The 19,122-nt window shown below is 47.7% G+C and carries 18 protein-coding genes and 1 riboswitch; of the genes, 16 read left to right on the forward strand and 2 right to left on the reverse strand.

Annotation, left to right across the window (positions count from 1 at the left end):
• The first annotated feature begins 148 nt into the window (after positions 1-148).
• The 7 genes from MUB35_RS11160 to MUB35_RS11190 all read left to right on the forward strand — a co-directional run bounded on the left by MUB35_RS11160 (position 149) and on the right by MUB35_RS11190 (position 8,875).
• Positions 149-1,546: a GntR family transcriptional regulator gene (locus tag MUB35_RS11160; RefSeq protein WP_103732304.1), complete on the forward strand. Its 1,398-nt coding sequence runs from the start codon at positions 149-151 to the stop codon at positions 1,544-1,546.
• A 4-nt stretch (positions 1,547-1,550) separates the two neighbouring features.
• On the forward strand, positions 1,551-4,469 hold the full coding sequence (locus MUB35_RS11165) for a hybrid sensor histidine kinase/response regulator (RefSeq protein ID WP_244806205.1): 2,919 nt from the start codon (positions 1,551-1,553) through the stop codon (positions 4,467-4,469).
• The gene (locus MUB35_RS11170) at positions 4,453-5,757 is read left to right on the forward strand and encodes an ABC transporter substrate-binding protein (RefSeq protein ID WP_244806206.1); all 1,305 of its coding nucleotides are present in this window, start codon (positions 4,453-4,455) and stop codon (positions 5,755-5,757) included. Before MUB35_RS11165 ends, MUB35_RS11170 begins: the two co-directional genes overlap by 17 nt.
• Before the next feature lie 38 nt (positions 5,758-5,795).
• Positions 5,796-5,908: riboswitch (TPP riboswitch) on the forward strand.
• Between the two features lie 122 nt (positions 5,909-6,030).
• Positions 6,031-6,327 carry a thiamine-binding protein gene (locus MUB35_RS11175; RefSeq protein ID WP_033139755.1) on the forward strand — a complete coding sequence of 99 codons (297 nt, stop codon included), beginning with the start codon at positions 6,031-6,033 and terminating at the stop codon, positions 6,325-6,327.
• The gene (locus tag MUB35_RS11180; RefSeq protein WP_054352884.1) at positions 6,296-7,060 is read left to right on the forward strand and encodes an ABC transporter permease; all 765 of its coding nucleotides are present in this window, start codon (positions 6,296-6,298) and stop codon (positions 7,058-7,060) included. The genes MUB35_RS11175 and MUB35_RS11180 overlap by 32 nt, the downstream gene beginning before the upstream one ends.
• Before the next feature lie 25 nt (positions 7,061-7,085).
• Positions 7,086-8,099 carry an ABC transporter substrate-binding protein gene (locus tag MUB35_RS11185; RefSeq protein WP_244806207.1) on the forward strand — a complete coding sequence of 338 codons (1,014 nt, stop codon included), beginning with the start codon at positions 7,086-7,088 and terminating at the stop codon, positions 8,097-8,099.
• 23 nt (positions 8,100-8,122) lie between these two features.
• On the forward strand, positions 8,123-8,875 hold the full coding sequence (locus MUB35_RS11190; RefSeq protein ID WP_244806208.1) for an ABC transporter ATP-binding protein: 753 nt from the start codon (positions 8,123-8,125) through the stop codon (positions 8,873-8,875).
• Between the two features lie 56 nt (positions 8,876-8,931).
• Here MUB35_RS11190 and MUB35_RS11195 read toward each other — a convergent pair whose 3' ends face one another.
• A complete protein-coding gene (locus tag MUB35_RS11195) occupies positions 8,932-9,453 on the reverse strand; it encodes a hypothetical protein (protein WP_033139751.1) in 522 nt (173 codons plus the stop codon).
• Positions 9,454-9,570: 117 nt separating this feature from the next.
• On the reverse strand, positions 9,571-10,374 hold the full coding sequence (locus tag MUB35_RS11200; protein WP_187370672.1) for a Cof-type HAD-IIB family hydrolase: 804 nt from the start codon (positions 10,372-10,374) through the stop codon (positions 9,571-9,573).
• Positions 10,375-10,624: 250 nt separating this feature from the next.
• On the opposite strand from MUB35_RS11200, the gene MUB35_RS11205 reads away from it, so the two are divergent.
• From MUB35_RS11205 to MUB35_RS11245, 9 genes are all read left to right on the forward strand, one after another.
• Positions 10,625-11,218, forward strand: a complete 594-nt coding sequence (locus MUB35_RS11205) for a Maf family protein (RefSeq protein WP_244806209.1) — start codon at positions 10,625-10,627, stop codon at positions 11,216-11,218.
• Positions 11,215-11,898 (forward strand): HAD family hydrolase, encoded by a 684-nt coding sequence (locus MUB35_RS11210; protein WP_033139748.1) that lies wholly within the window; start codon positions 11,215-11,217, stop codon positions 11,896-11,898. Before MUB35_RS11205 ends, MUB35_RS11210 begins: the two co-directional genes overlap by 4 nt.
• On the forward strand, positions 11,876-12,664 hold the full coding sequence (locus tag MUB35_RS11215; RefSeq protein WP_148393456.1) for an HAD family hydrolase: 789 nt from the start codon (positions 11,876-11,878) through the stop codon (positions 12,662-12,664). Before MUB35_RS11210 ends, MUB35_RS11215 begins: the two co-directional genes overlap by 23 nt.
• On the forward strand, positions 12,661-12,924 hold the full coding sequence (locus MUB35_RS11220; protein WP_033139746.1) for a hypothetical protein: 264 nt from the start codon (positions 12,661-12,663) through the stop codon (positions 12,922-12,924). The genes MUB35_RS11215 and MUB35_RS11220 overlap by 4 nt, the downstream gene beginning before the upstream one ends.
• Before the next feature lie 992 nt (positions 12,925-13,916).
• Positions 13,917-15,284, forward strand: a complete 1,368-nt coding sequence (locus tag MUB35_RS11225; RefSeq protein WP_103733167.1) for an aldehyde dehydrogenase — start codon at positions 13,917-13,919, stop codon at positions 15,282-15,284.
• Between the two features lie 53 nt (positions 15,285-15,337).
• Entirely contained in the window at positions 15,338-15,988 is a 651-nt protein-coding gene (locus MUB35_RS11230) for a class I SAM-dependent methyltransferase (protein WP_103733168.1), read from the forward strand.
• A 190-nt stretch (positions 15,989-16,178) separates the two neighbouring features.
• Positions 16,179-18,260, forward strand: a complete 2,082-nt coding sequence (htpG, locus tag MUB35_RS11235) for a molecular chaperone HtpG (protein WP_033139742.1) — start codon at positions 16,179-16,181, stop codon at positions 18,258-18,260.
• A 314-nt stretch (positions 18,261-18,574) separates the two neighbouring features.
• Positions 18,575-18,892 (forward strand): DUF6442 family protein, encoded by a 318-nt coding sequence (locus tag MUB35_RS11240; protein ID WP_148393453.1) that lies wholly within the window; start codon positions 18,575-18,577, stop codon positions 18,890-18,892.
• 15 nt (positions 18,893-18,907) lie between these two features.
• The gene (locus MUB35_RS11245) at positions 18,908-19,114 is read left to right on the forward strand and encodes a helix-turn-helix transcriptional regulator (RefSeq protein ID WP_054353358.1); all 207 of its coding nucleotides are present in this window, start codon (positions 18,908-18,910) and stop codon (positions 19,112-19,114) included.
• Positions 19,115-19,122 lie beyond the last annotated feature (8 nt).

The following is a 19,122-nucleotide window of genomic DNA, read 5'->3' on the forward strand; positions in this document are numbered from 1 at the left end:
TAATTCGTATATCTGTGTCCATGCAGATACATAAAGCTTCTTGTCTGACATTGCATAATAATGTCAGTTATGGTAAGATTATGATATTGACCAACATGAACAGGGTTGTTTTCGCCGAATCTGAGATGATTTCTTTTAGGAGAAAAATATGAAAAAAGACAAAGGGCTTTACGAGTTGATTTATGAGTATTATGAATCCCGTATTCTGTTCGGATATTATAAATACGGAGATTCCCTATCATCGGTTTCCGTGATTTGTTCTACATTTCAGGTGGGGCGGAATACAGTCCGGGCGGCGCTTGCCAAGCTGGAGGAAAAAGGTTATATCGTAACCGAGGAGCGCAGGGCCGCAGAGGTGGTATACAGAGGAACGAGTGAGGAGTTTGAAAAAAATGCCGCGGATTATTTTGTGCCCCGCAGGGATGGAATCCGGGATATTGCCCGGGCGGGAAAGATTTTATTTCTGCCTCTTTGGGAGGCCGGTCTGCGCAGACTGGACAGGAAAGCGGCAGAGGAGGAAAACAGCAGACATAACGCTGTCGTGTCCGGCGCCATACCCATACCGGTAAAGCTCTGTATTGATACCCTTCGTGTTTTTGACAATGCCCTCATGCTGAATCTTTACTGGCAGTGTCTGCGCTATGTGAATTTTCTTTACCCGCAGAACCGGTCAAATCCCAGAAACTGTGCGGAGGAAATATTAGCGGAACAAACAGCAGGCAGTCAGGATTCCCAATCCGGGTACCGGTATGTCAATGCTGAAGAAGAAGTACTGGATTTTATTGAACGTGCGCGTGAAAAGTATCATCTGGAAAATATCGGTCAGATTCCGTTTCATTGGGATATCTACCGCCAGCGCCCTCAGGTGAGGTATACGCTGGCTTCTGTTATTATCCGTGAGATTTTTTCCGGGCGTTATTCCATGGGCAGTTATCTGCCTTCACAGCCTAAGATGGCAGAACTGTATCATGTGTCACTGAGCACAGTGCGCCGCACATTGGTTTTGCTGGAATCCCTGGGAGTGACAAAGTCACATATGGGGATTGGCACAGAGGTATGCCTTGGAAATACGGATTTTAACTGGAATGCAGCGGAGATCCGGGAAAGTCTGCGTCTGCATGGCGAGAGCCTTCAGATCCTGGCCCTGACGGTCAGGGGTATCTTGCTGTTTACCCTGGAGTCATCGCCGCAGCAAAGAGGTGAAGAATTTCTGCGGGAACTGGGTAAGGTCAGGGGGACAAAGAGCAGCATTCTCTGTATGGATGTGTTACTGAGCTTTATCATCCGGGAGTGCCCGTCACCCATGATCCGGGAATGTTGCAGAAAATTAAGGGAACTGATCACATGGGGATATATTCTGTCTGCAGTGATGATGAAATCAGGTCAGCTTCCCCCAAGTCCTGAGGCAGTGCTGGAACTGTCGGAAAAATATCTGCGCGCCGGCCGTCTGTATGACTTTGCAGATGCGTGGCAGATTTTTATAGAAAGCAGAATGGAATTTTTCAACGCACATTTTGGAATTCCGGCCTGCCATAATTTGAGGTGAGGGTATGAAGAAATATAAGAAACGGTCTGTTGCGATCCTGATCAGTGTCATCCTTCTGCTTGCGTTTACTGTTGTCTTTATGCTCTCCTTTCTGGACCGTATCAATGCCAAGATGAACCAGGGATCCAATGAGACGCTGATGAATTCCACACGTATGATCCAAAGCAGTATCAACAGTGAATTGGACAATGATGAACAGCAGGTCATATCCAATGCCAATCTGTTTGCTTTAAGCGGTGGGGATGCGGCGTCTTTTGAGACACTTGCCAACTACGCGGAGTCTTCGGATTTCTACCGGTTTTATTATGTGGGGCTGGATGGAACCGGTATTGACAGCAGCGCGGAACCGGTGGATACTGCGTCTTTTACCTTTGAGGAAACAGCGCTGTCCCGGGGAAAATCCGGGTATTCGGATGCCTACGTGGGGAGCAGCGGACGACCTCAGATCACCTTCCAGGCCCCTGTCTGTGCGGGTGGCAGACAGGTGGGAGCTCTTTACGCTGACAAGACACTTTCCAAATACAATGACCCTGCCCTTTTTACTTTCAGCGGGGGATCCGGGTACGCTTATGTGGTGGATGGCGACAGCGGTTCCTGGGTGATTGAAAGCACAGGTTCAAAGACAGATGACATCTACGGTTTTCTGGCGCAGCACAACAACGGGGAAAAGATGCTGAGTACCCTGCAGGACCTTATGAGGAAGAAAGAGGCGGGAACCATCAGCCTGGAATTTCATGGGGAGAGCGGCATTTTATGCTTTCTGCCCATGAGGGATTCTTATAACTGGTATCTTATTTCCATCCTGCCCAAACGCGTTCTGCAGCAGGAGTCATCTGAAATCATCAAGATGGTGGCCGTCACATTTACAGAGCTGGCAGTGGCGCTGATCCTGATCACAGGACTGCTGCTCAGCCGCGAATCCATGAAGGGGCGTGAACAGGGAAGGATTTACCGGGAACGGCTTTTCCAGAACATTTCTTCCAACATAGATTTTGCTTTCCTTGTCTACAACCCTGCGGACAGAAGCGTGGAAATGGTTTCCGACAATGTCAGGATGCTGTTTGATGTGGAACCGGGGCAGGTCATGTCCAGGCCGGAAATCCTCTTTGACCACTGTGGGATGCCGGGGGATGACAGGGACCGCATTTCCTTCTTTAACGGCAGTCTGGTGAAGAAGATGCGAAAGGAGTATAAGACAGGCACAGACAATGAACTGCAGCGCTGGACAGAGGTGCATCTTCTTCCCGCGGATAACGGGCAGTACCTGGCTGTCCTGCATGATACCACAGGCGAGCACCATATGCGGGATGACCTTGCGGATGCCCTGCGGCAGGCACAGGAGAACAACCGGGCCAGAAACGCCTTCTTTTCCTCCATGTCACATGATATCCGTACGCCAATGAACGGCATCATCGGCATGACAGCCATTGCGCGGGCCAATCTGAATAACCCGGATAAGGTTAAAGACAGCCTGGAAAAAATATCCACGGCATCTGATCATCTGCTTGCCCTCATCAATGAGGTGCTGGATATGTCGCGTATCGAGAGCGGTAAATTCAGCCTGAAAAAGGAGCCTGTGAACCTGCCGGAGCTGATCTCCAATGTTCTGCTCCTCATTAAGCCGGAAATGACAAAAAAAGGCCACACCATGCATGTAAAATCGTCTGTCCTGGACTATGATACAGTGATCGGGGATGCTTTGCATATTCAGAAGATCCTTCTGAACCTCTTATCAAACGCTGTGAAATACACGCCGCAGGGCGGAGAGATCACGATCCGGCTCCAGGAAAAAAAGCGGGATGACCGGATGATCGATATTGTATTCCAGGTGGAAGACAACGGCATCGGAATGGAACCTGACTTTGTAAAACGTATCTTCAATCCTTTTGAGCGGGCAGAGGATAACCGTCTGAGCAAGGTGACAGGCACCGGCCTGGGAATGGCCATCACAAAAAACATTGTGGATGTGATGAGCGGTACGATCCATGTGGAAAGTACGCTCGGTGCAGGGTCAAAGTTTACGGTGGTTCTGCCCATGGTGCTTATGGAACCTGACAAACAGGAGACCGGCGTGCTGGCGGGACATACGGTGCTTGTGGTGGATGACAGCCCGGATACCTGCGAGGGCATTCAGCTCATGCTTGAGGAAGCCGGGGTGCATGTGGATTGGGCACTGAGCGGCGGGGAGGCTGTAAAAGCCGCCAACAGGGCCCGCCGGATGGGCCGGGATTACTTTGCGGTGATTTTGGACTGGAAGATGCCGGAGATGGACGGGGTGGAGACTGCCCGCCGTATCCGGGCGGATCTCGGCAGTGATATCCCGATCATTCTGTTGTCTGCCTACAATTGGGAGGAAGTGGAGCAGGAAGCCCTGGAAGCGGGAATCAATGGATTTTTGACAAAGCCTGTTTTCCGCTCTGAACTGGTGCAGAAGCTGCGTTATTATATCATGGGGTCTTCCGCAAAAGTACAGGAGATCATGGACAGTGAAAACCGCGGACGGTTTGAAGGCCTGCATGTTCTGATGGCTGAGGATAATGAACTGAACCGGGAAATTGTGGAGGAACTGCTGCGGGACAGCGGTATTTTGGTGGACAGCGTGGAGGACGGTCTGCAGGCTGTCAGGAAAGTGGAGCAGACCGGGCCGGGATATTATGATATGATCTTTATGGATATCCATATGCCTGTGATGGACGGCTTTACAGCCACGGGAGAGATCCGGGCGCTCCAGAAGAACAGTGCGGAACATATTCCCATTATAGCCATGACTGCCGATGCCTTTGAGGAGGATGTTTTAAAATGTAAAAATGCCGGAATGGATGCCCATATATCCAAACCGATCGATATAGCAAGGCTTTTTGAAGTCATCCGGATATATGCGGATAAGGAAAGCGGGGATGGAAAAAATGAAGAGAAGATATAGAAGGTTAACGGCAGCGGCACTTGCATGTATGCTTTTATGCAGCGGCTGTTCCGGAGAGAAGGAAGAGCCGGAAGTATACATTGATAAAAATGAGCCGGATGTTGTGATCACCCTCTTTACCCAGGGGGAAAACATATCAGAGATTATAAATAAGTGCTGTTCTGATGTGATCAATCCAAAAACAAAGGGCAATATTATCCTGTACAGTGATTTCGCGGATTTCTATGCAGAGGAAGGGCTTTCTTACCGGGAACTTCTGCTGAAGCGCATGGAAAGCGGACAGGCGGATGACCTGTATATCATACCGGCGGAGGATGTGCTGGAGTTTGACCAGAAAGGTTTTATCTATGATTTATCCGGTCTTGACTGTATCAGCAGCCTTTCTGAGGATGCCCTCCGGCAGAGTACATATAAGGGGAAGGTGTTTTCTGTCCCTCTGTCCTATACCGGTTTTGGCCTGATCTGGAATGTGGATATGCTCCATCAGTATCAGCTGGAGATTCCGGAGACACTGGACGAGTTCTGGAATGTCTGTGATGTATTAAAGCAGAACGGCATCCTTCCCTACGGGGCCAATAAGGATTTTGGACTGAGTGTTCCTGCCATGTGTGCGGGACTGGGGCCGCTGTATCAGAATCCTGAGAGTGAGGCGCTTACTGCCGCTCTTGCAAAGGGGGAAACGCCTGTCAGTACCTATATGCGGGACGGCTTTGCTTTTCTGCAGACCATGATCGACAGGGAATATCTGGATGTGGAACGCTCCTTGGAGACACTGCCGGGCAGTGACGAGGAGGCCGCCTTTTTCGCTGAGGGAAAATGCGCGTTTATCAGTTCTCTCTGCCGCGCGGCAGCGTTTGCCAGGGACTACCCGTTTGCAGCCGAGATGACCGCGCTGCCGGTGCTGAAGGAAGGCCCCGTCTGTGTTGTGGGTGCGGACCAGAGGCTGGCTGTCAATCCCAATACAGAGCATCTTGGCGAGGCACTTGCAATCCTGGAAAACCTGTGTACCACAGATACGCTCAATGCATTTGCAGGGGAGCTGGGGAAGGTATCCTCAGCACGCGGAAATGAGGCCACCACGCTGCCCCAGGCTGAGAAGTTTGTATCCTGTCTGGCATCCGGAGGCCAGATTCCCAATCAGGATTTCACGCTCCCGTTTAATACCTGGAATACCATCAAGGAACTCTGCGTAGAGCTCTGTGAGGGGGCGGACGTAGAGATCGTGTGCAGGGAGTATGATGAGAGACAGAAAGAGGAAATTGCGCTGTACGGCGATAAAGATATATGAGATTGACTTGACAATCAATTTACAATGAAGTAAACTTGAGAAGACAACAGGGGAGCTGGAGAGAAGTCCGGCTGAGAGTAAAACCGTAATCGTTTTTCACCCTTAACCTGATCCGGGTAATGCCGGCGTAGGGAGCATAAGAGAGGCACCATAGACCGGTGCGCATTTGTTCTGAAAAACAGCTCCTGTTCGGGTAAAACCTGTCGGGGGCTTTTTCTTTTGCACAGATTCCCCGGCAGAAAACGATGATAAATTTCTAAGGAGGAAAAGAAAATGAACGCAAGCGTAGCAATCCAGACACTGCCGGAGGCAGCAAATGACGAGGAACTGATCCGTATAGTCGATGAGGTCATTGACTATATTAAGAGTACGGGGCTGAACTATTATGTAGGGCCTTTTGAGACAGCCATTGAGGGTGACTATGATGAACTTATGGATATTGTAAAAGAATGCCAGCACATCGCTGTCCGTGCAGGCGCACCTTCTGTTGCGGCCTATATCAAAGTGTCCTATAAGCCAGAAGGAGATGTGCTGACCATTGAGAAAAAAGTTACAAAGCACCACCAGTAAGCTGTGGGCATCTGCAGCCCTGGCCGCCATTCTGGTCATCTGGCAGGCTGTCTCCATGGCAGGCCTGGTCCCGGGATATATGCTGCCCTCGCCGGTACAGGTGGTGAGGGCGTTTATCAGTGAATTTCCCCTGCTCATGGAGAATTCCAGGGTGACGCTTTTGGAGGCGGCTGCAGGGCTTTTCTGCGGTGTGGTTTTCGGGTTTGTCATGGCAGTTCTTATGGACCGCTTTGACAAGCTTTACAAGGCGTTTTATCCGCTGATCGTTATTACACAGACCGTGCCTACCGTAGCCATCGCGCCTCTTTTGGTGCTGTGGTTCGGATATGAGATGCTGCCAAAGGTCATTCTGATCGTGATCGTGACCTTTTTCCCTATCACCATTGGGCTTTTGGAAGGATTCCGCTCCGCAGACAAGGATATGATGAACCTTTTACGAAGCATGGGGGCCGGCAGGCTTCAGATCTTCCGATATATCAAGATGCCGGGGGCCATGGGCCGGTTTTATGCAAGCCTGCGCATATCTGCCTCCTACTCCGTGGTGGGAGCGGTTATCTCTGAGTGGCTGGGCGGTTTTTCCGGCCTCGGTGTGTATATGACACGTGTGAAAAAGGCGTTTGCCTTTGACAAAATGTTTGCAGTTATTTTTCTCATATCCATTATCAGCCTTCTTCTCATGAAGCTGGTGGATATTCTGCAGAAAAAAAGCATGCCCTGGGAACGGGCAAAATAAGACAGAACAGAGAGGACAATGGAGGATGAAAAAGAAGATTCTGGCGGCTGTCCTGACAGCCTGTATGCTCACATCTGTGGCGGCGTGCGGCAGCAGCGAAGACAGCGGGAAGAAGGACAGCGGTTCCGAAGATTTGGAGAAGATCACTTTCGTGCTGGACTGGACCCCCAATACAAACCATACAGGTCTTTACGTGGCGAAAGAGAAGGGATATTTTGAGAAGGAGGGACTGGATGTAGAGATCGTACAGCCACCGGAGGACGGCGCGGACGCTCTTGTGGCATCGGGAAAAGCCCAGTTTGGTGTCTCTTTCCAGGACAGCATGGCACCGGGTGTGGCAGGTGACAACGCACTGCCAAATACAGCGGTAGCAGCCCTGATCCAGCACAATACATCCGGCATTATCTCCAGAAAAGGGGAGGGGATGGAGCGCCCCAAAGGTCTGGAAGGAAAGAAATACGCCACCTGGGATGCCCCCATTGAGAAAGCCATGATGCAGAATGTGGTGGAAAAAGACGGCGGGGATTTCTCTAAAGTGGAACTGATCCCAAGTACGGTCACAGACGAGGTCTCCGCGCTGAAATCAAAATCCGTGGATGCCATCTGGATTTTCTATGCGTGGGCAGGAGTTGCCACAGAGGTAGCAGATCTGGAGACGGATTACTTTGCCTTTAAGGATATCAATCCTGTATTTGATTACTATACACCGGTTGTGATAGCAAACAATGATTTTCTGGAAGAGAAGCCAGATACGGCAAAGGCTTTTCTCCGGGCTTTGAAGCAGGGTTATGAGGATGCCATTGCAGACCCGGACGAAGCAGCATCTATTCTTCTGGAAGCTTCCCCGGAGCTGGATGAGGAACTGGTAAAAGCCAGTCAGGAGTATTTAAAGGACCAGTATAAAGCGGATGTAAAGCAGTGGGGATATATTGACCCTGCCAGATGGAATGCCTTTTACGGCTGGCTGAATGAAAACGGTTTGTCAGAGGCAGAGCTTCCGGAAAATGCCGGATTTTCCAATGACTATCTGCCGGAATAAAGGCAGTTTTCGGAGGAGGAGATATGGCGGAATTAAAGGTTTCAAATGTGAGCAAATCCTTTGACGGAGTGAAGATCCTGGAGGATATCAGCATAGAACTCCATGACCAGGAGCTGGTCAGCCTTTTAGGTGTCAGCGGCGGCGGCAAGACAACACTTTTCAATGTGATATCCGGTCTGGAAAAGCCGGAGACCGGGCATGTATATCTGGATGGCCGGGAGATCACAGGTTGTCCCGGAAATGTCAGCTATATGCTGCAGAAGGACATGCTTCTCCCGTACCGCACCATAGAGGACAATGTGGCTCTTCCCCTTCTCATAAAAGGGGAGAAGAAAAAGGCTGCTAGGGAAAAAGTACAGCCTTATTTTCAGGAATTCGGACTGGAAGGGACCCAGAAAAAGTATCCGGCCCAGCTCTCAGGGGGGATGCGCCAGAGGGCTGCCCTTTTAAGGACGTACCTGTTTTCACGGAAACTGGCCCTTTTGGATGAGCCCTTTTCAGCTCTTGATACATTGACCAAGAGTGCCATGCACAGGTGGTATCTGCAGGTGATGGAGCAGATCCATCTGTCCACGATCTTTATCACTCATGACATGGATGAGGCTATTTTATTGTCGGACAGGATTTATCTGCTCACAGGAAAACCGGGACGGATCACAGAGGAGATATGCATACAGGAACCGCGCCCAAGGCGCAGTGATTTCAATCTGACAGATGAATTTCTGAGTTATAAAAGGCAGATACTGGAGAAGCTGAATGGCAGCCAGGAGTCATAAAGGATATAAAAAAAGACCCGGGATACGGCTTGTACAGCCGCCCCGGGTTCTGTATATTATTCTGTTTTGTCTGAAGATTCAGCGGTGGTGTTCTCCATGGCTTTTTTTGCGTTTTCCATTCTTGCCTTCAGGTCCTCAGATACCTGTTCCACACTTTTTTCCACGGCTTCCTTCACGTTTTCGGCTGTTTCCGCAGCGCATTCCTTGGCAGTTCCGGCAGCGTCTTCTAAATCTTCCTTAACATCCTTGGCCGCCTCTTTGACATCCTCTTTGATATCATCCAGATCCATGTCGTCATCCTCGAAGATGTCCTCATCATCCAGATCATCCAGAATATCATCTGTGTGTTCTTTTACTTTATTTACCGTTTCCTCAACCGTTTTTTCCACTTTTTCTTTGAGCTTGCTTGCCACATTTTTGGCAGATGCAGCCGTTTCTTTTACATTGTCCTGAAAGTCGGCGAAATCTTCTTCCAGATCAGGATCTTCTTCTTTTTGTTTTTTCAAATAATAAAAAGCTGCACCGGCAGCCGCACCGATTACACTGAACCCCAATAATTTTTTTCCAAAGCTACCCATATTAATCCCTTTCCTTTCAAATGACTATTTTTAGTATTACCATTATAATACTTTTTAACAGAATATTGGAAGACCTAATTCATAAATTTTACATGAAATTTGCTAAAAAGTGTTGTTTTACATGAATTTTTCAATGATTTCCGCCACACCGCCCTGGTTGTTGTCACGCCGGGTAATATAATCCGCGTGTTTTTTTGCCTCCGGGGTGCCGTTTTTCATGCACACGGCAAAGCCTGCGGCATCCAGCATGGACAGGTCGTTTTCCGCGTCCCCTGCGCCTATGGTCTGCTCTATGGGCACATGCAGATACCGGCAGAGCCAGCGGATGGCAGCGCCTTTTGAAACACCCTCCATCACATGTTCCAGATAATATTCACTGGAGAAGAAGATGGAAACCTTTCCTTTGGCCCACGGAAGCATAGCGTCACGGTATGCCTCATGCTTTTTTCTGTCGTCCAGACAGGAGGTCAGCACCTTCACAGGCTCCTCCTTCAGATGCTCCAGAAGGTCCGGGTCCACCCGTACCTCCATCTGGGAAGACCAGTGGTACTGAGCCGCTTCCGGCCGGTCCTCAGGGGTGACCACATAATCCCCCTCATAGGTCTGGCAGTAGAGGTCAAAGCGGGCGGCCTGGTCAAAAATGTATTTTACATAGGACAGAGGCATGGTGTTCTGATAGAGAATCTCCCCGCTGCAGCAGTCGTAAATCATGCCTCCGTTGTAGAGAATGGCATAGCATCCTTCCCGGTTCAGTCCAAGTCTGTCCACAAACTTTTTGGCGGAAAAATAGGAGCGGCCCGTGCAGAGCACCACAGCATTTCCGTTCTGAAGAGTACGCTTTACAGCAATGGAATTTTCTTCCGGAATCTGTTTTTCGTCGTTGAGCAGTGTGCCGTCCAGATCAGTAAAAAGTATTTTCATAGAGCACTCCTTTATTCTTTATTGAGGGGTTACCTGGTGTTTATTATATCCCATATTTTCTGTTTTTCCAAGGGAACATAAGTTCCTGCGCGGGACGGGAAATATCCGGCTGAATATTCCAACGGGATTCTGGTAAAATAATATCAGATTTTGTAAAACACAGATGAAAAATTTGGCAAAAAATTATATTGCATGGAAGAGTGAGAGACGCTATACTTAAAAAAGCATGAATAGGAGGCAGGGAGCATAAATGAGAAAAATAATATTAGCCAGTGCTTCTCCCAGACGCAGGGAACTGCTGGAGCAGATTGGGGCTGTCTTTGAAGTCTGCCCGAGCAATGCGGAGGAAATTATGACGTCCAGTGTTCCCCGGGAAGTAGTACAGGAACTGTCCCGCTGTAAGGGAAGTGAAGTTTTTGAGAGGACATCCGGGGATGTGCTGGTGATCGGAGCAGACACTGTGGTGGCATTTCAGGATTCCATTCTGGGAAAACCGGCGGACGCAGCCATGGCCCGGGATATGCTTTTACGTCTCCAGGGCAATACCCATCAGGTATACACAGGCGTGACCCTTCTGTTACGGCAGCGCGGCACGGTAACGCAGAAGAGCTTTTATGAGAAGACAGAGGTCGTCTTTTATCCCATGACCGGGGAGGAGATTGACGCCTATGTGAGGACCGGGGAGCCTATGGACAAGGCGGGCGCCTATGGGATTCAGGGAAAATCCGCAGTCTTTGTGGAGAAGATAGATGGTGATTACAGCAATGTGGTCGGACTTCCCCTGGCAAGGCTCTATCAGGAATTAAAACAGATGGGAATAGACATAAAGGAGTGGCATTCATGATTCGGGCATGTATATTTGATTTGGACGGAACGATCGCGGACACAGTGGAATCCATCGGTGTTGTGGGAAACAGGCTTCTTCGCCATTATGGGCTTCCCGAACAGCCGATTCAGGAGTATAATTATTATGCAGGGGACGGAGCCGATGAACTGGTAAAACGGATCTTAAAAGCTTCCAAAGGCACTGACAAGGTGGATTATGAGGAGGCGAGAGTGCTTTACAGGAAATGGTTCGAGGAGGACCCCTTTTACCATGTAAAGCCCTTTGAGGGTATTCCGGAACTGCTTCGGGGACTGAAGGAGGAGGGAATACGGATCGCTGTATTTTCCAATAAGCCTCATCACGCAGCAGTGGATGTTGTGAAGAAGATTTTCGGAGAGGGGCTGTTCGATGAAGTGCAGGGCCAGACCGCCCAAGTGCCGAGAAAGCCTTCGCCTGTGGGGGCGCTGGCCATTGCAGACAGGCTTGGCGTCACTCCGGAGGAATGTCTGTATCTGGGGGATACCAACACGGATATGGATACCGGAAAGGCAGCGGGTATGTTTACCGTAGGCGTTACATGGGGATTTCGCCCGAGAAGAGAGCTTGAGGAGCATGAGGCGAAAAAAATAGTGGACAGACCGGACGAGGTACTGGCATTTGCAAAGGAGAGAAACCATGCTGAAACTCATTGCCAGTGATTTGGACGGGACGCTTCTGCAGGGAACAAGGGAAATCTCCCGGGAAGCGGTTGCGATGATCAAAAAATTATCCGAAATGGGCATTTTATTTGCGGCAGCCAGCGGCAGGCAGTACCCCAATCTGCGAAGACTGTTTGAGCCTGTGAAGGATGATATTGCATATATTTGTGAAAATGGCGCACTTGTGGTCTATCAGGGCAGAGTCCTACATAAAGATGTGTTTGACAGGACATTAGGAGATGAGATACTGGAAAGCATACTGGAGAAGGAAAGCGCGGAGGCACTGGTCTCCGGTGAGAGTACATGCTACATCCAGCCAAAGAAGCCCTCTTTTTATGACCATATTGCCAATTTTGTGAAAAATGATGTGACTCTGATGGATGATATTTTTCGTATAGAGGAGCCATACCTGAAGATATCGGTGTATGAGGAGGCGGGCGTGGAGAATATCTACCCCTACTGGAAAGAAAAATTCGGGGAGCGGGCCACAGTTGTCACCTCCGGATTCGCCTGGCTGGATATGATGCCGAAAGGCGCGGATAAAGGAAACGCCATGCAGATTCTGCAGCAGAGCCTGCAGATAAAGCCGGAGGAGTGCGCAGCCTTTGGCGACAACTATAACGACCTGGAGATGCTGTCAAAGGTAAAGTACAGTTATGCGGCAGGCGACGCGAAGGATGCAGTGAAAAAGGCGTGCAGAGCAGAAACAAAACGGGTGGAAACCGTTTTAAATAAAATAATTATTAAAGGAGGATATGCAGAATGAACGAATTCAGCGATGAATGCTTACTCACATTTTTACAGAATCAGGGGCAGCTTTTTGCCGAGCCGGTGGCGGAGACTGTGGAGGAGGCGGAAGCCTTCCTGGAGGACTGCATGGCAGTTGTAGTGGACTCTATTGAGGAAGTCCGGGATTATTTTGAGGAAAACGGGATGGATGTGGATGGAATGTCACTGGACGAGATCGAGGAGGCAAGTGAGGTTTTTGTGCTTCCGAACGGTCAGTATTTGATCGTGGAAGGCTGATAGAATCGGGGCAGAAAATTGAGGACTGCGTGCCGGCGAAAGTGTTTAAATGAATGCCGGTTGAAGTGGCATAGAAATGTAATGCAGATGGGTGTGGCCGAAAAAAGGTATGATGGGATATTGTGTCTTTTTTCGGCCTCTTCTGCTGCAAAAGAAAAAATCCTATTCAACTGGCTGGTAAAATATAAGAAAGACCACCTTCTTTTCCTACACGATTTTTCCGTGCCATTTGAGAAAGTGCAAAAAATCCAGAAAGTCCCGACATTTCCAGTGAGCCTGGCTTGGCTTATGAAAGATTACCTGCTATTCTGTTCCAATATCTTAGAATTATAGGTATTTCTGGAGATTCTGATCAGATTCTCTTCCTGCTTTACCTATATTTCAATCCGGGATTTTAAAATTATAGGTATTTCTTAAGTTTCTGACCAATTTTTCTTCCTGCTTTACCTATATTTCAATCCGGGATTTTAAAATTATAGGTATTTCTTAAGTTTCTGACCAATTTTTCTTCCTGCTTTACCTATATTTCAATCCGAGATTTTAAAATTATAGGTATTTCTTAAGTTCCTGACCAATTTTTCTTCCTGCTTTACCTATATTTCAATCCGAGATTTTAAAATTATAGGTATTTCTTAAGTTCCTGACCAATTTTTCTTCCTGCTTTACCTATATTTCAATCCAAGATTTTAAAATTATAGGTATTTCTTAAGTTTCTGACCAATTTTTCTCCCTGCTTTACCTATATTTCAGTCCAAGATTTTAAAATTATAGGTATCTCTTAAGTTCCTGGCTAAATTTTCTTTCTGCTTTACCTATTATTTCAATTTAACATCTTAAAATTATAGGCATTCCTTAATGTTCCGTAACAGTAAAGACAAGCTGAACCGTTACTTTTGCTGCTATGAAACCGAAAGGCTGTAACGCCGGCATACCTTGTTCTTTTCGAAAAAATGTATTACAATAAGGAAAAAGTGCAGAAAAGAGGAATGAATATGGAAATAGATAAACTGGTGCAGTGTCAGAGAAAATTTTTCGATAAGGGATGTACCCTGACTTTGGCTTTCAGACTCCGGGCACTTGAACGGCTGGAGAAGAGTATAAAGAAGCATGAAGGGGAAATCCGGCATGCGCTGTATCAGGATCTGCATAAGTCTTCTTTTGAGTCTTATATGACAGAGGTGGGGATGGTTTTAAGTGAGCTGTCTTTTGTGAAGAGACACCTGAGATCGTGGATGAAGGATAAGACTGTCCACACACCACTGGCACAGTTTCCGGCAAGGAGTTTTGTGACGCATGAGCCTTATGGTGTGGTACTGGTCATGGCACCGTGGAATTATCCTTTTATGCTCTGTCTGGATCCTCTGATCGGGGCCATTGCTGCCGGGAACTGCTGCATTTTGAAACCTTCTGCTTACTCGGGGCATGTATCGGCTGTGATCGCGAAGATGATCCGCCAGGCATTTCCGCCGGAGTTTGTGTGTGTGGTGGAAGGCGGACGGGCGGAGAACCAGGAGCTTTTGGAGCAGCGGTTTGATTATATTTTTTTCACCGGAGGCGTGACAGTGGGCAGGCTGGTGATGGAAAAGGCGGCCCGTTATCTGACACCGGTGACCTTGGAACTGGGCGGCAAAAGCCCCTGTATTGTGGACAGGACAGCTAATCTGAAGATGGCGGCGAAAAGACTGGTCTTCGGTAAATATTTGAACAGCGGACAGACCTGTGTGGCACCGGATTATCTGCTCGTGCAGGAAGGGGCCAAAGAAGAATTTCTGGTATATGTCAGACATTATATCAGGGAGATGTTCGGTGAGGCGCCTTTGAAAAACCCGGATTATCCCCGTATGATCAATGAGAAACATTACCATAGGGTCATGGGGCTTCTGAGAGATGAAAAGGCTGAGATCGGCGGTTATGGGGATGAAAAACGACTGCAGATCGCGCCTACGGTACTGACAGGCATCACGGAAAAATCGCCGGTCATGCAGGAAGAGATCTTCGGTCCTGTGCTTCCTGTGCTGACGTTTAAAGAGATACAGGAAGCGCTTCAGTTTGTAAAAGAGAGGGAAAAACCATTGGCCCTCTACCTTTTTACCAGAGATAAGAAGACCGAACGGAAGGTTCTTGGGAATCTCTCCTTTGGCGGAGGCTGTATCAATGACACCATCATTCATCTGGCTACTCCGCATATGGGCTTCGGCGGTGTGGGCGGCAGCGGCATGGGAAGCTATCACGGAAGAGAAAGCTTTGATACTTTCAGCCATAAAAAAAGTGTGGTGAAGAAGTCAGACCGTATCGATCTGCCCATCCGTTATCAGCCTTACACGGAGGGGAAAGAGTGGCTGCTCCGCAGATTTTTATAAGATTTCATACAGCGGCAGCAGTCCGCAGTAATTTCAGAAAGGGGAAACATAAGATGTCAAAAAGACCATCAGACAATGAATATTTCTGGAACAGGAGGTCCAGAGTTTACGACGACCAGGTATGGAAGGTCTATAAAAAAGCATATAAAAAGACAGTGAAACGTACACTGCCGTATCTGAACGAGGAGGCAAAGGTCCTGGATTTCGGATGCGGCACGGGCAACACCACCATTCCCATCTCGCAGAAGGTGAAGGAGATCGTGGCGATTGATACCTCAGAGGAGATGATGGAAAAAGCAGTGCAGAAGGCAGCACAGGAAGAGTGCCGGAACATTACCTTTTGTCATACGGACCTGATGAATTTCAGCGGTGAACCGGAAAGCTTTGATGTGGTCACCGCGTTCAATGTGCTGTTATACCTCTCAGACAGGGATGAAGTCCTGGAAAAAATATGGTCTCTTCTCAAGCCGGGCGGTGTGTTTATCTCTGCCACAGACTGCCTGGGCAGGAATTTTTCAAAGGATTCCGTGAAAAAGTTTTTGAAAAGCAAGCTACATCTGATGCCCTATGTGGCTTTTGACACACCAATCGGTCTTATGAGAAAAATACAGAAAAAGGGATTTCTTGTGCTGGAAATCGTAAACCTGCACAGAAATCCGCCGAATATATTTATTGTGGCACAGAAAATAGACAACAGGGATTAAAGAATCTGAATTTATAATTTGTTTATAATCTTAATAAAAATTTGTTAGCACTCAATTAGATTGAGTGCTAATTTTCTCTTGACTTTTCTTCCCCCTGGTATTAATATTATTTTTAGTAGCAGAAAACCGGAGTAAGGTTTTTTGCAATAAAAAATAAAATCACACAGAAAAGGCAAAGGAGATGCATATCATGGCTAACAAGCGTGGTACCTTATCAATTAATAGCGACAATATTTTTCCGATTATCAAGAAATGGTTGTATTCTGACCATGACATTTTTTTCCGTGAGATGATTTCCAACGGATGTGATGCCATCACCAAACTGAAAAAACTGGAGGTTATGGGTGAGTATACATTCCCGGAAGGACATAAGAACAAGATTGAAGTGATCGTGAATCCGGAAGAGAAGACACTGAAGTTCATTGATACCGGTCTTGGTATGACTGCTGACGAGGTGGAAGAATACATCACTCAGATCGCATTTTCCGGTGCAACAGAGTTCCTGGAGAAATATAAGGACAAGACAAACGAAGACCAGATCATCGGACATTTCGGTCTGGGATTCTACTCCGCTTTCATGGTAGCGGACGAGGTTCATATCGATACACTTTCCTACAAGGAAGATGCCGTACCGGTACACTGGGAATGTGACGGCGGCACGGAATATGAGATCGGTGAGGGAAACCGTACCAAAGTCGGTACAGAGATCACCCTGTTCCTCAATGAGGACGCTCTGGAGTTTGCCAATGAATACCGTGCAAGGGAAATCATTGAAAAATACTGTTCCTTCATGCCTGTTGAAATTTTCCTGTCAAAAGCCAACGCAGAGCAGGAATATGAGACCATCGACGAGGCTGATTTAAGAGATGACGACGTGGTGGTTGAGCATATCCACGAGGAGGCCAAGACAGAGGAGAAGGAAAACGAGAACGGCGAGAAAGAGATCGTTGAGGTATCTCCTGCCCGGGATAAAGTTAAGATCAATAAGCGCCCGGTATCTCTCAGTGATACCCATCCGCTTTGGACAAAACATCCCAATGAGTGCACCGATGAGGAGTATAAGGACTTCTACAGGAAAGTATTCATGGATTACAAGGAGCCGCTGTTCTGGATCCACCTGAATATGGATTACCCCTTCAATCTGAAAGGTATCCTGTACTTCCCGAAAATCAATATGGAGTACGAATCCATTGAGGGAACCATCAAACTGTACAACAATCAGGTATTCATTGCGGATAATATCAAAGAAGTCATTCCTGAGTTTCTGATGCTGTTAAAGGGTGTCATCGACTGCCCGGATCTGCCTCTGAACGTATCCAGAAGTGCGCTGCAGAATGACGGATTTGTAAAGAAAATCTCTGATTATATCAGCAAGAAGGTGGCTGATAAACTGTCCGGCATGTGCAAGACAGACAGAGAAAACTATGAAAAATACTGGGATGATATCAGCCCGTTCATCAAATTCGGCTGCTTAAAAGACACCAAGTTCTCTGAGAGAATGATGGACTACATCCTGTACAAGAATATTGACGGCAAATATCTGACTCTGGAAGACTGCATCAAAGAGAATGAAAAACCGGAAGATGCAAAAGAGGCAGAAGAGACCACGGTTGAGGAGACAAAAGAAGAAGGCGCTGAGGGAGACAAGAAAGACGAAGAGGAAAAAGAGCCTGAGAAGACCAATGTTTACTATGTGACCGACGAGGTACAGCAGAGCCAGTACATTAATATGTTCAGGGAACAGGGTCAGGATGCTGTTATCATGAAGCACAATATTGACTCTCCGTTTATCTCCCATGTAGAGCAGCTTAAGGAGAATGTAAGATTCCTGCGCATTGATGCGGATATAAATGAATCCGTAAAAGAGGAGGACGCGGCAGCACTTGAGGAGGAGACAAAGACACTCTCCGAGCTGTTCAAGAAAGTGCTGAATAAAGAGAACCTGACAGTCAAGGTGGAGAAACTGAAAAATGAGAACGTTTCTTCCATGATGACCGTTTCAGAGGAAAGCCGCCGTATGCAGGAAATGATGAAGATGTATAACATGTACGGCATGGACCCGTCCATGTTCGGCGGACAGGAGACACTGATACTGAATGCCAACAACAAGCTGGTACAGTATGTTCTGGAGAACGGGGACACAGACAATACAAAAGTCATCTGTGAGCAGCTCTATGACTTGGCTGTGCTGAGCCACAGACAGCTCACTCCGGAAGAGATGACAAAATTTGTGGCACGCAGCAATGAGATCATGATGATGCTTGCCAAATAAAAGAATCGCAGCAATTTAACAGACAGTGCAGACGGAAGAGAGAGTATTCTTTTCCGTCTGTATTTTTTTGCACTGGAAAAGGGCCGCAAACGGCCGCGCTTCGGCGCGAGAGTCCGGCAAGCCGGACTCTTTGTTCCATTGGAAGAGGGCCGCAGATGACTGCACTTTTATGCGGGAATCAGGAATTCTCGGCAGGCAGCCTCGAGATACCTGAAAGGATGCAAAGAAAACTTGGCAAAAGGTATTGACAAGAAAACTTGGCATGATATACTGAGAGTGACAAGAAAACTTGGCAGAGAGAGGAAGGTATCATAATGGAGAAAGAAGAAGTTCTGGAGAGAGTACAGAAGAGCAGAAAAGGGTCTATGGATGAGTGGGAGCTGCAGGTCTCCCAGAAAGGGTTTACTTTGGCACTCATGGTCATTCTTCTGGTATCACTGGCGCTGATGATCACAAAGATCGTGGCAGGACAGCCATGGAGTGACGTGTACTGCATCTTTTTTGCGGGTATGGGGATCTCCCGTCTGTATAATGGGGTGAAGCTGCATAAAAAAGGAGAGTTGTTTTTAGGTATTCTTTCCCTGCTCACCGGGGCGGCACTGTTTATCGGCTATATCAGTGAAATTATATAGAAAACAGGTGTGCGGATGGAAGAAAATCTGATTTTAAGAAACCGTTTAAAGGAAGCCAGGACAGAGAAAAAGCTGTCCCAGAACCAACTGGCAGAGATGGTGGGGGTATCCAGAAACACCATTAGCTCCATTGAGACGGGACAGTTTAACCCAACAGCAAAGCTGGCGCTGATATTATGTATTGCACTTGATAAGAAATTCGAGGATTTGTTTTATTTTTGATAAAGGAG

This window comes from Blautia sp. NSJ-175, assembly GCF_022867815.1.
In the GTDB taxonomy this organism is placed as follows: domain Bacteria; phylum Bacillota; class Clostridia; order Lachnospirales; family Lachnospiraceae; genus Blautia; species Blautia celeris.

Coding starts and splice junctions, on each gene's coding strand:
- MUB35_RS11170 (WP_244806206.1), top strand. CDS start 4,453: ATGAAGAGAAGATATAGAAGGTTAACGGCAGCGGCACTTGCATGTATG.
- MUB35_RS11205 (WP_244806209.1), top strand. CDS start 10,625: ATGAGAAAAATAATATTAGCCAGTGCTTCTCCCAGACGCAGGGAACTG.
- MUB35_RS11220 (WP_033139746.1), top strand. CDS start 12,661: ATGAACGAATTCAGCGATGAATGCTTACTCACATTTTTACAGAATCAG.
- MUB35_RS11200 (WP_187370672.1), bottom strand. CDS start 10,374: ATGAAAATACTTTTTACTGATCTGGACGGCACACTGCTCAACGACGAA.
- MUB35_RS11175 (WP_033139755.1), top strand. CDS start 6,031: ATGAACGCAAGCGTAGCAATCCAGACACTGCCGGAGGCAGCAAATGAC.
- MUB35_RS11230 (WP_103733168.1), top strand. CDS start 15,338: ATGTCAAAAAGACCATCAGACAATGAATATTTCTGGAACAGGAGGTCC.
- MUB35_RS11190 (WP_244806208.1), top strand. CDS start 8,123: ATGGCGGAATTAAAGGTTTCAAATGTGAGCAAATCCTTTGACGGAGTG.
- MUB35_RS11195 (WP_033139751.1), bottom strand. CDS start 9,453: ATGGGTAGCTTTGGAAAAAAATTATTGGGGTTCAGTGTAATCGGTGCG.
- MUB35_RS11215 (WP_148393456.1), top strand. CDS start 11,876: ATGCTGAAACTCATTGCCAGTGATTTGGACGGGACGCTTCTGCAGGGA.
- htpG (WP_033139742.1), top strand. CDS start 16,179: ATGGCTAACAAGCGTGGTACCTTATCAATTAATAGCGACAATATTTTT.
- MUB35_RS11210 (WP_033139748.1), top strand. CDS start 11,215: ATGATTCGGGCATGTATATTTGATTTGGACGGAACGATCGCGGACACA.
- MUB35_RS11165 (WP_244806205.1), top strand. CDS start 1,551: ATGAAGAAATATAAGAAACGGTCTGTTGCGATCCTGATCAGTGTCATC.
- MUB35_RS11225 (WP_103733167.1), top strand. CDS start 13,917: ATGGAAATAGATAAACTGGTGCAGTGTCAGAGAAAATTTTTCGATAAG.
- MUB35_RS11240 (WP_148393453.1), top strand. CDS start 18,575: ATGGAGAAAGAAGAAGTTCTGGAGAGAGTACAGAAGAGCAGAAAAGGG.
- MUB35_RS11185 (WP_244806207.1), top strand. CDS start 7,086: ATGAAAAAGAAGATTCTGGCGGCTGTCCTGACAGCCTGTATGCTCACA.
- MUB35_RS11245 (WP_054353358.1), top strand. CDS start 18,908: ATGGAAGAAAATCTGATTTTAAGAAACCGTTTAAAGGAAGCCAGGACA.
- MUB35_RS11160 (WP_103732304.1), top strand. CDS start 149: ATGAAAAAAGACAAAGGGCTTTACGAGTTGATTTATGAGTATTATGAA.